Here is an 11940-nt window from a genome sequence, read left to right on the forward strand (position 1 = left end):
TACAAAAGTGCCAAATATAATGAATCTATAAATGCTAAATCTATTCGCAGTTAAGTTATTCAAACTTAATCATGTGACTCCATCAATCGCACGCTTCTTTAAGCGCTCTATTCTGAGAGATATATGCCATAAGATTTTCGAACGCAATTTTAAAATAGAGCTCGTAGCTTCCTTGCTCTACATATCCTAAATGAGGGGTCGCAGTAACGTTAGGTAGAGAAAGCAGAGGCTCTGTGCTTTTAGTTGCGGGCTCACAATCAAAAACATCGACAGCCGCTCGTTTGCTCGGATTGGATTTAAGTTCGTTAAACAGTGCATCAGTCTCGACAAGCTCTGAACGACTGGTATTCACAAACAAGGAATCTGACTTCATTGTTCTTAGATCTTCAGCCGTAACACACCCTCGCGTTACCTCATTCAAACGCAGATGAAGAGACAGAACATCCACTTCTTGAAAAAAGGCGCGTTTGGATTCAGAGGCCTCAAAGCCATGTGATTTTGCCAAGTCTCGCGAAGCTTGGCTTCCCCATACTACGACTGACATTTCAAACGCTTTCGCATATAGAGCAATTCGTTGTCCTATCTTCCCATAGCCCCAAATACCCAGCTTCAGCCCTTTTAAGGTTCGCCCAAGCCCTAAGCTACCTGAACTTTGCCACTGGTCATTTGCAAGATTCGATGTGTAACTAGGAATATGTCGGCTTGCTGCCATTATTAGTGCCCAACAGAGTTCTGAAGGGGCAACTGGCGAACCGCGACCCTCTAGTACTTTCACTCCGTATTTTTCACAAAGCTGTACATCAATATGATTGCTTACCTTGCCCGTTTGACTGATCACTTCAAGGTTCGGGAGTTTAGATAAGAGCGATTCCGTTATCTGGGTACGTTCTCGAATCAGAACTAGAGCTTGGACATTCACCAACTTCTCAACCAATTCTTGTTCTGAGTAGGTCTCATTAAAGACAGTGACATCTTGCCCTTCTAGCAAACCAAAACAATCAAGATCTTGAACTGCATTTTGATAATCATCCAATACTGATATTTTCACGGTTTTCTCCTTATCGTTATAATTCTTTTTCTACTAACGCTAGCCACTGAGGGATGTTGTTTTGATAAGACTGTGGGATTCCTAAGACTGGTTGAGATAAGGCCCGAGGTGAGCTGCGACCTGTTCTGCGCAAATACCGATGACAACATCGACACCAGCTTGTTTTAATATTTCAATTCCACGTCCGTTATTTCGAGGATCTGGATCCAACATACCCACGACGACTTTCTTAATACCAAACTTCGCTAATGTACGGGCACAAGCAGGAGTGCGACCTACGAATGAGCATGGCTCTAATGTAACGTAGGCAGTCACACCTTCTGCCGAGCCTTGATAAGCGTTAAGAGCTTCAACTTCGGCATGGTTACCACCCACGGCTTGTGTGTAACCTTCAGCAACAATCTTGTCATTTTTAACTAGAACGCAACCTACGGGCGGGTTAGGAATACACATCGGCAGGGCTTGCTTAGAAATCTGTAACGCTCTAAGCATGTACGTTTCGTCCATTAGATTCTGCGCCTCTCAGTATTCAAATTGCTCTCGATGAGAGCTAATCTAACACATTGAGTTGTAATTAAAATCTCGACTTTCCCTTTTTAACCAACTTCGAATCGCCATCGAATTATTCATCAAATATCTTTTCTAACCACATCGAGCTTATGTACTCACCGTTCTTCTTTGCATATTCATTAAAGACACCCACTTCTCTAAAACCAAAACGCTTATGTAGCGCTATTGAAGCCTCATTCGGCAAGGCGACACCTGATAAAACCCGATGAACACCATGAGCTTGGATGGCGCTAAATAGTTTCTCATAAAGCTTAGAACCAACCCCTTTCCCCTGAATAAACGGCGCCAGATAAACCGTTACCTCTACAGTTTCATCAAAGGCAGCCATACCTCTATATGGTTGGGAACAAGCGAACCCTATAAGCTTACCGTTATCGCTCGCCACATAGATTTGATGTCTACTGTCTGGCTCAAACTGGGAGAACCACTTCAATCGATTGTCTAATGACAGCGGGGACTCCTCAAAGCGAGCATTAGAATGTTCAATGTAATAATTGAAAATATCCGTAATGCTCAAAACATCATTTAACTTCCCTGTTCTAATTTCCATGGTCACTACTTCTTACTTTTTAATTTATGGTGCTTATTATGAAATTATGTCTATGGCGAAGTTTCTTTATTACTGCAGGAATACAGCCTCTAACTTGTTCCCGTCAGGATCTCGCACAAACGCCGCAAAGTAAGTTTCACCATATTCAGGTCTAGGGCCAGGCTGTCCTTCACATCGCCCCCCTAAATCAAGAGCCGTTTTATAGAAGCGCATGACTGCGTCTTTGGATGGCGCATTCAATGCGACATGCACACCATTACCCGACGTCACCCTACCTTCAATTGGATACCCTATCCAAAACTCAAAACGTTCACCGTAAGCGGCGGCAGCATTCTCAATATAATGCGTTCGATTTATAGAGAGAGTCTCAAGAACAGCGTCATAGAAGGAAACCGCTTTTTCGAGGTCAGAAACACCAATAGAGATATGATTTAAGATCATCGTGTACTACTCCTTTTTTAGGATAGGATACATAACAATGCTGTATATAAAAACAGTGCAGGTGAATTATCTGAACTTTGGTTAAAAATCACACCACTCACTGTACAGTACCCCCATAATGACAGTGTCCCACCACTGCCCTTTAAAGAAACGATGCTCTTTTAAATGCGCCTCTTTACGCATGCCTAAGCGACGACAAAGGTTTATCGCAGCCAAATTACGACTGATGGTCTCAGCGTAAATACGATGAACACCCAATTCCTTAAAACCGAAATCAGCGAGTTTAAATGCCGCTTCTTGAGCTAGCTGACTTCCTTGTGAAGTTCGAGAGAAAGCACAGCCCATAGAGGCTTGCCGGTCTTGCTCTAATCTCAAACAAACCGTACCTATAAACTCATTGGTGCTCTTTAGTTCAACAGCGAGTTGATAAGCTTGCCTTGGGCTTTCCGTTGACTGTGCCACAAATAGTTCAGTGAGTTGCTTATATTTATTTGGATCACAATCATTTTCATCATAGAAACGTTGATACTTTGCGTCTTGAGACATTGCGACAAAAGCATCTTGATCATCGAGTGTCATGTCTCTCAGAATTAGTCGCTCTGTTTCCAATTTAAACATCTTGCGATTCCTTTGCACTGCCATAAACCACTTTGAGCGATGGCCATAAAACGAGCCAGTTCTTTGCGTATACTCGTTGATCAAATAGCGAACGCGGTCTTTTCGGGTTATACGTGATGTGTCCATTGAATAGAGATTCAAAACCGAAGGCAGAAACACACTCGTAATCTTTGTTTGCCGTGACTCTAACACCAACAGCCGTCTCTTTTTCAGGCCAATAACTCATGGCATCGAGCGTGCTTTTATAAGGTTGGTCGTTGTTTCTGTGATGCATCAAAACTTGGTTGCGAACCTGCCAATTAAACTGTGGCATTTGTATATTGAGCCAAGCCTCATGCTTGAAACAGGCATTGGGGTCCACTTCATCATCATCGAAATAGACAACATCAATATCATTCAAAGGCGTTGGTTTAGTCCTGTTATGCAGGGCATCCCAAACCAAATTTCGTAGAAATCCCGCGGCAATGTAGCACTGAGGCAGTTCTAACCTCTTAACACAATGCAAGGCTTGTACTCTCATTGGGTCTTGTTTCAAAAGGTGAACGATTTTATCCAAATCTTTTTCGTTATTTATACTCATAAACCTATATTAGCGTTTCACCACTACCATTGAATAGCTGCGCCAAATCTCAGTGTTAGTATCCATGCTCATCACTCAACGGAAAACTCTTCTAATGCCAATAGCGCAGCAGTGGCTTTATCCTTTTGTACAAAAATATGGTCGTGGTAGTAAGCAGCAATAACGTTAGCGCTGATCCCTTTAGACGCGAGCTTGGATGCAACAGCTGCAGTAAGCCCAACCGCATCCAGACTTGAATGAACGGTTAGGGTGATCTGTTGGTAGATACCTTCAAATGCCAAGCCCTCTTTCTCGGCTCGCGACTTTTCAAGAACCAGAGTCAGCCCTTCTGATTCGATAAACGTGGCTACAGGCTCTAACTTGAGATAATCAGCTAAGGCACCAGAAGTCGTGCAGAACACAAACTCTGTTGGCATTAATTCAGGGCGCATATAACGCAGAAGTTCATCTAGATCGGTAATTCCTGACATAAATACAATCCTTGTTTCAGTATCGAGTCTAATTAAATTCGTGATTATAAAGAGGGAGAATGTTAATAGCGGGCTCTTCATAAGGATGTACCGCTCGCACAGTATCGAGTGCCGCTTGAACGCGCTCCCTTTTACAACGAACGTCTATGCGAACCTCTTCACCAAAGTTGATCTGGCCTTTTGCTCCCGTGACGGGCTTAGATTGTGAGTTTGGACGCCAAAATCCCGATATTTTCACTATCGAGATGACACTGTCATAGTTGCCCACAACGCCAGCGCCCGCAGAGTTCAGAGCCTCTCGAATTGCAATAATCTCTGATTCTGGGGCGTATATTTCAAGTTTGAATTCCATCTTTACTCCATTGACAGACAGTTCAAAGTATCAATCTATTCAAACAATTAACACCAGCCCATTGCTATTGTGAGAATTGAGTAAGTAGATTATCGAGTTCAGCGGTACTCTTAACAACATGCAGTTGTTTACCTTCTGAGATCTGAGACAGTCGAGACATAAACTCATCATTCCAAAATCCCGGGCAGAGTTTAAGCATCTTGTAGCTATTGAGTGTGCCTTTGATGACTGAACTGCCATCTGGCCACCCTTCTGGCTTTGCGAACAACCCTTTCAGGCAGCGTTTAGTGACGAACCAATAGCTTACGAAATAAGGCAAATCGATGTAGATAAGGGTATCTGCAGACTCTAAACGCTGATGAAATGCACCAAGAGGGCCAAGACCATCAATGATCCACGCGTCTTCACGCAAGATCTTGTCATGAGCTTGGTTAAAAACGTCTTTGGAAACTGGCTCGCCATTCGCTTGATAGACGATAGAGTCCAGTTGATGCAACGGTACACCTGCTGATCGGCTTAATGCTTTGCTGAAGGTAGATTTGCCACTACCGGGCTTACCAAAAACGGCGATTTTTTTCATGTGAGTTCCTCCAAGAACACGGCCCGGAAGATAGAAAAAGAAAACCCACCTTACCGGGTGGGTTAGCTTTTCTCAGTACAACAAGTTCCCACCATTCTTATAGAATGATGATAATTCGTTGGTTGAGTGTTGTTCGATTACATTTCATACAGCCAATGTCATATATATCCGTTCGAGTGTCAACTGAATTTATAAATACAATCAATGATTAGTTGTTTCAGAAAATCGACACTTGGTTCGTTTACTCATTCAGCAATCTTGGCCAGTTGGCGTCTGCGTTTTCAATGTTTCCAGCGATATCACCCTGCCAAGTTTGCTGTACCGATTTACTGTAATTTAGGTAAAGCTTGCCATCGACGATATTCCAAGCTCGCGGGTCAATTTTGGCGGTATAGCCTTTACTGACCGCCCAAGCACAGTATCCGCCGTATTGAGGGGCGTATTGTTCAGGGTCCGCTTTGAATAAATCGAGATGTCGTTGTGAGGAAAATCGCCATTCAGCACCATTCCATTCGTAGCGGTAATTATCGCTTCCTTCCACAGCTTTACTTTGAGTGAAGTACGCAACGGGATCATAGCCTCTGATCGCCTTGCCGAAAAAGTCACTGTATATCGGTTCAAGAGCAAAAGAAGGGGCGGCAATCCCCAACCAAAAGACAAGTGTTAGAACAATTTTGGCAAGATACTTCATAACGTTTCTCCTCATGTTATCTATACAGAGAGGATAAACGCGGCAAAAATTTCAAGATGCACAAATCCAAAATACGCTAATCGCTGCTAACCTTTGGCTCAGGTAAAACGGGCGGTGTGCTATCCATATAGGTTAAGAAATTGGCCCAGATTTGATGGGTTCTGTCTTTGGTTAACTCAGTTTTGCAAGAAAGTGCCATAACCCCACGAATAGAGCCACCTCGCCATTGCGTGTAGATAGCATCACAATGAGCAGTCATATACGTCGACCAATCTACTTGCGATCGCTTAATCGCGTCTACCAAGATTGGATCTTCAGCGTTATGTTCAAAGCTTGCTTGAAGATAAGTCTCCAATTTCTGTTCAGCGGTTTGTAACTCTATTGCTGCACATTGATTGATTTCTAAGGTGTTCATCGCGTTTTCGCAGTCGATTTCATCTTGTTGAGCGAGCGAAGTTGTCGGTAACATCGCCAAGGAAACGAGTAACACAGCTTTAGCTTTCATTTGATGTTCCTAAAGTTATTAATTGTAGTGTTTTTCCATTAGCAACAAATCCCACAACTCGCCATCAAAACTGCGCGTTCCAGACTCACGAGATGTCACCACGAAACCAAGAGATTCATAGCAACCTTTGGCAACGACATTTCGCTCAAACACAGCTAGCGTTAAAACCTGTGCCTTGTATTCTACTCGAGCTTTCTCAATGAGCTGTTTAAGCATGATCTTAGCCAGCCCCTGCCCTCGAAAATCGTTCGTGACAAACACTCGGCAAATACGATATTGAGAATCTGACACTTTGAACAACTCAACATAGCCCGCTTCCTCTCCATTTGAAATGAAGATAAATGGCAGCACCTCGGGTTTCACGCAATGGTGTTCGAGTTGCTTGTGGTCTAATGGAAAATCAAAGTTCGCGCCGCCCCACTGATAGTTGAGCCGTTCTGAGTCTATCCAATGAATCAGGGTATTGTAGTCTTCCTGTCTAAATTGTCTCAGTTCCATCTATACCTCCTGATTGCGGTCGACGGTTATGCCCGCTAGTTTCCGCTTCGATTTAGCTGCAGCAGATCCCACTTATTTCCGTACAGATCCTGAAACACAACCACAGTTCCATACTCTTCGACTCTAGGCTCTTCGTTAAACGTCACACCCTTGGCTTTCATGGATTCATAATCACGCCAAAAGTCGTTGGTTTGAAGAAACAAAAACACGCGACCACCCGTTTGGTTACCGATGGCTTGTGTTTGAGATTCGGTACTCGCTTGAGCGAGCAAAAGGTTGGTGCCGTTAGAATTGGGAGGAGCGACCTGAACCCAGCGTTTACCACCGCCTAAATCGGTATCCTCAACTAGCGTAAATTGAAGTTTCTGAGTATAAAACTCAATAGCATCATCATAGTTTTCGACAACAAGTGCGATGTTTCCGATCTGCTGTCGTACTGCTTTAGTCATGGCGGCCCCTAACGTCAAAACACCGATTCTACATGACTCCCCCCGTGACGAAAGCTCTCAATGCCACTCAAAGCAGAATGATTATGCTTAATTGAAGAGCTAACTGGATGACTAGGTTAGAATCCCATCGGAGATAGCTTGTCGTAGTTTAGCTTCGACGCCTTCCCATATCTTCTCTCCACCAGCTGAGATTCTTTGCTGGTTGAAGTTGAGAACCTTCTCTTTAGGAATATTGTGCTTCTTCCAACCGTAGCCATCGTCATTGATGTTGTGGAGAAGCGGAGGGATGCGGTCGATGGCTTTTGCATATTTTGCATCGGCACTTTCACCAAGTTCAAATTCTTCCCACAGTGCCAAATATTCTTCACCTTGTTGGTTTGGCAGTATATCGAGTACTCGTTTAACCCCTTTCCACTCTTTATTCTTTTGTTCTGCGGTTTCTGATTCATAAACGATTTTGTCACCGGCGTCGATCTCACCCAGATCGTGAATCAACAGCATTTTGATCACACGGTCGATGTTAATGGTCTCGTCTGCATAATCTTTTAACATCAGAGCACTAATGCACACATGCCAACTGTGCTCACCGGAGTTTTCATGCCGCTTCAAGCCAACGGGTCTCGATTTTCTCAATACACCTTTGAGCTTTTCAATTTCGACCATGAAATCGAGTATTTGAGTAACTTCTTTCAACATCTGACTCCTATCTTGTAGAGAACAAGCCCTATATTCAAAAACTGATCATATTAGCAAGTGGTTTACGAGTTACGCCAATGCCGTTCCCTTAACACAGTGAGCTTCGATGCGTCCGTTATCAATGGTACATAACACCACGCATTCCTCTTTGGTATTCGACAACATTACTCTATTACCATTAACTCCCCAGATAGAGTTTTTGCCACATGTATCCCAGCCGCCAGTCACAGATATATGGTTACTTAGCAGCACAGGAAATTTATGTGTTGAGGCAATATCAGATAGCAACTTAGAATCTGGGGCAAAGCCCATCTCTGAAATGAGCGCGCTCACCAGATAAACATCTGCGCCCATGGCCTTCGCTCGCGTAGAGTGCAATGGCTCTATAAAATCCGCACAGATAGCAAGCGCGATCTGATTGCCATTGAGTTGGAAATAATAATCTTGCTCTCCTCTCGAACAGAATACCTCTTCACCAGAATGGAGATATTGTTTGGAGTAAAACTCAACCCTTCCATCAGGAAAGCAAATTACAGAACCGATCGTAGGCTTTGAAGTTTCAGAGGATTTTAAAGGGCAACCCGCGATCACGATAACATGATGTGTAATGGCTGCTTGCGACAGTTCTTTGAAAGCTGAAGGTTCTGGGTCAAACGCCAATTCAGCAGCAAGCTCAGGCTCGTAACCAGTAAGAGATAACTCAGGAAAGACGACAACGTCTGCATTATGCTGAGAGGATATTTCAATCGCACTGATGTGATGCTTCAAGTTAGCAGATACATCGCCCTTCATTACAGGTACCTGCGGCAAGCTAATGGTAATACTACTCTGCACGTTTCTACTCCCAAGATAACTTTCAAAATGATCGCTGAAGAGTATAGAAATCCGTCAATGAGCTCCAGAATAGGCACTTCACCTTTTGATTTAGCGCACAATGAAATTGCCAAGAGTTATGATTCAGATGAAGCGCTTAAGTCGCCACTTCATTAATCTTGCCACTTAATCGCTGGTAGAGTTCTAACGCGTCTGCTTTTGATGTGAGCTTTCCACGTGCGAATAAGTACGCAAGCCCAATATCCTCTTGTTGGTCAGGGTAGTACTTTTTCGCAGCTTGAGCACATTGAGATAAATCGATGTACCAACTCTCATCTTTTGCTGCGATAAAATAGTACGCTGCCCTCACTAACTTCTTGCCGAGTATCTTCGCAACCGCTTTGTCGTCCATTTTAGAGAAGCTATCGGCCATTTGTTCCAAGAACGCAGGTAAGTCTCCATTGAGCGCAAAAGCTATCTCTAAGTTGGGCTTATGTTTGACGAAGGAAACCGCTCTGTCGTTACCCCATACACAGCAACAACAGTGTTTAAGCCAGAACTGCCAGTGATAAAGCTCTTGTGGGTTTTGAATGATATTGAGATAACCCGGATCGATATCGATCTTACTGATCTCCGGGTGAATATCGGGAATTGCATTGCTTATCTCTTGGAATATCCGCTCTAATGATTCTGTAATTGGCGTATTGAGAATAATAGATATATCCAGATCTGAGCGGCCTACGACAGCTGTGCCCCTTGGCACACTGCCATACAAATAAATTCCATCAATTTGCGCTGGGAGTCGTTGCGTTAGTTGCTGAACCACACTGTCGACGACAGGTTTAAACTCAGGTTGAATCTTATCAACCGAATAATTATTGCGGATAAACCCCAGCTCATCGAGCCCATTATTTGTCAGCTGCATACCTGCTTATCTTACCCTTCAATCAAACACTATCTTGATCACTATTGCCTTGACGATAAAACACACGTGACACCAATTCAAGAACCAACGCCATATAAAAAGCTCCTGAATATCAGGAGCTTTTCGTCATTTGAGTGACCAATAATCTTAGTTAATGTCTTGAACCTTCATCACTAACTCTTCCCAGTTGCGCTGGTTTTCCATATCGTGCTCTAGACCTTGATCGTCTGCAATCTGGAAACGCTTAACGGCTGCTGTCTTACTTGTCGCTTGGTATAACCAGTATGCCTCTGCTTTTAACGCTTCATCAATAGGCTTATCAATTGATTCATACACCATTTGTTTACAAGCATTGATAGATTCCGCAGGGAATTTAGAAATGCGCTGCGCGAGTGCGTCAACGTAAGGGCCAATTTCGTCTGGTTCTAAAGCCTTGTTAATGGTGCCATAAGCTTCTGCCTCATCAGCATCAAAATCGCGGGCACTAAGCACAATCTCAAGCGCGCGACCTAGGCCGACCTGACGTGCCATACGTGATGCGCCACCACCACAAGGTAGAATCCCCATACCGACTTCCATCTGCATGAACTTGAATTTTCCACGGGCAGCGAAGCGCATATCTAGCGCAAGGGCTAGCTCATGACCGCCCCCACGAGCAAAACCTTCTAACTTAGCTATTGTGGCTTGCGGCACTTTACTGATTCGCTCACATACAGACTGTAGGTCGAGAAGCTGAGCTTCTTCACGTGAAACCGCTTCAGTCGACATGTCTTTTAGCAATTCCGTATCGTAGTGGCAAACCCAGACTTCAGGGTTTGCTGATTGGAAAACAACAACTTTAGTGTTGCGGTCACGCTCTAGTCTCATTGCCAGAATATTTAAGTCTGCAAGCATCTCTTGCCCTTGAACATTTACCGTACCGAAATCGAACGTAACGGTTAGAATTCCGTCTTTCTGTTCTGTTGTAAACGTTTGAAATCCTGAATATTTCATAATGTACTCTCCATTGATTATCTTTAATATGAATGGCAAAAAGTGTGTCACCCAATAAATCCTATGGCGTTATTTCTCACACAACAATCAACAAGAATTACAATCTGTATTAACGATAATTAAATAATTTATTTGTCATTTTAGGCTTAGTATATGAATACCTAAGAGCTAGCCTCACCCGCTCGCTTCATTGAAATATAAGGATTGTACTGAATGAATTTAGAGCATCTACGGTTGTTTGTGCGAATTGCTTGCACACACAATATTAGTCAAGCAGGTAAGGAATTGGGCTTGTCTGCTCCAGTCGCTAGTATGCACATAAATAAGCTTGAGGAGAGCATAGGGGCTAGGCTGATTCATCGCACGACACGCAAGGTTTCTCTCACAGAAGAAGGGGAAGCACTTTTACCCTATGCGGAAGAGATCATCAGTGGTGTCGATGCTGCTCAAGCCAATGTAGGAACAGGAAAAGCCTGCCCTAAAGGTACAATTAGAATTACGGCTCCCGCTTCGTTTGGCCGTATGCACTTGATCCCCGCTTTAAAAGGCTTTTTGGCAAAGTATCCGGATCTCTCCGTTGATATACGACTAACAGATTCTATGGTGGATCTGATTGAAGGAGGGTTCGATATTGCAATTCGTAATGCAGATTTAAAAGACTCAACCTTAATTGCAAAAAAGCTCGCCACAGACAAACGAATCATGGTCGCCTCTCCCGACTATATCGCCGAGTATGGAACGCCCAAGCACCCATCTGAACTCAAAAACCACCAGTGCATCAATCAGACAGGCCTTGAGTCTTGGGCTTTCGACACTCTAGAAGGCGTGCAACATATTAAGGTCAAAGGCAAGATCAAAGTCGATCACGGAGAGGCTGTGCGAGATGCTGCAATTGATGGAATGGGGATAGCTAAGTGCGCGACTTGGATTGCCTATCAACAGCTACGTGACGGCAGTCTGATCCAGGTATTAGAAGATTACACTCTATTAGACAACTCTGACGTTTGGGCGGTGTATCCAAGTTCCAGACTATTAGCACCGAAAGTGCGGGCCTTTATAGACTACTTCTCTAACTACTATGGGACACCGCCTTACTGGGATTAAACTCAATTCATACCATTATGCTGTCTATCCGTTTAGCGCAAACACACCAAATTTGGA

General features: G+C 43.7%; 18 protein-coding genes. 1 reads left to right on the forward strand and 17 read right to left on the reverse strand.

The window, feature by feature from the left end; translation table 11 throughout:
* Positions 1–82: 82 nt before the first annotated feature.
* From L1D60_RS21580 to L1D60_RS21660, 17 genes are all read right to left on the reverse strand, one after another.
* Entirely contained in the window at positions 83–1048 is a 966-nt protein-coding gene (locus L1D60_RS21580; protein ID WP_239842908.1) for a D-2-hydroxyacid dehydrogenase family protein, read from the reverse strand.
* Positions 1049–1129: 81 nt separating this feature from the next.
* Complete coding sequence (locus L1D60_RS21585) at positions 1130–1555, reverse strand: bifunctional diaminohydroxyphosphoribosylaminopyrimidine deaminase/5-amino-6-(5-phosphoribosylamino)uracil reductase RibD (RefSeq protein WP_239842909.1); 426 nt, start codon at positions 1553–1555, stop codon at positions 1130–1132.
* A 115-nt stretch (positions 1556–1670) separates the two neighbouring features.
* Positions 1671–2168 carry a GNAT family N-acetyltransferase gene (locus tag L1D60_RS21590; protein WP_239842910.1) on the reverse strand — a complete coding sequence of 166 codons (498 nt, stop codon included), beginning with the start codon at positions 2166–2168 and terminating at the stop codon, positions 1671–1673.
* 69 nt (positions 2169–2237) lie between these two features.
* Positions 2238–2609, reverse strand: coding sequence for a VOC family protein (locus L1D60_RS21595; RefSeq protein ID WP_239842911.1), 372 nt, complete (start codon positions 2607–2609; stop codon positions 2238–2240).
* Positions 2610–2690: 81 nt separating this feature from the next.
* Positions 2691–3227, reverse strand: a complete 537-nt coding sequence (locus L1D60_RS21600; protein WP_239842912.1) for a GNAT family protein — start codon at positions 3225–3227, stop codon at positions 2691–2693.
* The gene (locus L1D60_RS21605) at positions 3220–3783 is read right to left on the reverse strand and encodes a nucleotidyltransferase family protein (RefSeq protein WP_239842913.1); all 564 of its coding nucleotides are present in this window, start codon (positions 3781–3783) and stop codon (positions 3220–3222) included. Before L1D60_RS21605 ends, L1D60_RS21600 begins: the two co-directional genes overlap by 8 nt.
* A 95-nt stretch (positions 3784–3878) precedes the next feature.
* Complete coding sequence (locus L1D60_RS21610) at positions 3879–4277, reverse strand: ACT domain-containing protein (RefSeq protein ID WP_239842914.1); 399 nt, start codon at positions 4275–4277, stop codon at positions 3879–3881.
* A 28-nt stretch (positions 4278–4305) separates the two neighbouring features.
* Positions 4306–4629, reverse strand: coding sequence for a divalent cation tolerance protein CutA (gene cutA / locus L1D60_RS21615; RefSeq protein ID WP_239842915.1), 324 nt, complete (start codon positions 4627–4629; stop codon positions 4306–4308).
* A gap of 64 nt (positions 4630–4693) precedes the next feature.
* Positions 4694–5209, reverse strand: coding sequence for an adenylate kinase (locus tag L1D60_RS21620; RefSeq protein WP_239842916.1), 516 nt, complete (start codon positions 5207–5209; stop codon positions 4694–4696).
* Between the two features lie 241 nt (positions 5210–5450).
* Entirely contained in the window at positions 5451–5900 is a 450-nt protein-coding gene (locus L1D60_RS21625; RefSeq protein ID WP_239842917.1) for a YHS domain-containing (seleno)protein, read from the reverse strand.
* 76 nt (positions 5901–5976) lie between these two features.
* Positions 5977–6369, reverse strand: coding sequence for a lysozyme inhibitor LprI family protein (locus L1D60_RS21630; protein ID WP_239842961.1), 393 nt, complete (start codon positions 6367–6369; stop codon positions 5977–5979).
* Positions 6370–6423: 54 nt separating this feature from the next.
* Positions 6424–6903 carry a GNAT family N-acetyltransferase gene (locus tag L1D60_RS21635; RefSeq protein WP_239842918.1) on the reverse strand — a complete coding sequence of 160 codons (480 nt, stop codon included), beginning with the start codon at positions 6901–6903 and terminating at the stop codon, positions 6424–6426.
* A gap of 35 nt (positions 6904–6938) precedes the next feature.
* Positions 6939–7352, reverse strand: coding sequence for a VOC family protein (locus L1D60_RS21640; protein ID WP_239842919.1), 414 nt, complete (start codon positions 7350–7352; stop codon positions 6939–6941).
* Positions 7353–7463: 111 nt separating this feature from the next.
* A complete protein-coding gene (locus L1D60_RS21645) occupies positions 7464–8045 on the reverse strand; it encodes an HD domain-containing protein (RefSeq protein WP_239842962.1) in 582 nt (193 codons plus the stop codon).
* A gap of 72 nt (positions 8046–8117) precedes the next feature.
* Entirely contained in the window at positions 8118–8882 is a 765-nt protein-coding gene (locus tag L1D60_RS21650) for a carbon-nitrogen hydrolase family protein (protein ID WP_239842920.1), read from the reverse strand.
* 136 nt (positions 8883–9018) lie between these two features.
* On the reverse strand, positions 9019–9786 hold the full coding sequence (locus L1D60_RS21655; RefSeq protein ID WP_239842921.1) for a nucleotidyltransferase domain-containing protein: 768 nt from the start codon (positions 9784–9786) through the stop codon (positions 9019–9021).
* A gap of 147 nt (positions 9787–9933) precedes the next feature.
* The gene (locus tag L1D60_RS21660; protein ID WP_239842922.1) at positions 9934–10779 is read right to left on the reverse strand and encodes an enoyl-CoA hydratase/isomerase family protein; all 846 of its coding nucleotides are present in this window, start codon (positions 10777–10779) and stop codon (positions 9934–9936) included.
* Positions 10780–10992: 213 nt separating this feature from the next.
* On the opposite strand from L1D60_RS21660, the gene L1D60_RS21665 reads away from it, so the two are divergent.
* Positions 10993–11883, forward strand: a complete 891-nt coding sequence (locus L1D60_RS21665) for a LysR family transcriptional regulator (protein ID WP_239842923.1) — start codon at positions 10993–10995, stop codon at positions 11881–11883.
* The last annotated feature ends 57 nt before the right edge of the window (positions 11884–11940 follow it).

The sequence above is a fragment of the Vibrio sp. Isolate30 genome (assembly GCF_022397975.1).
Taxonomy (GTDB): Bacteria; Pseudomonadota; Gammaproteobacteria; order Enterobacterales; family Vibrionaceae; genus Vibrio; species Vibrio fortis.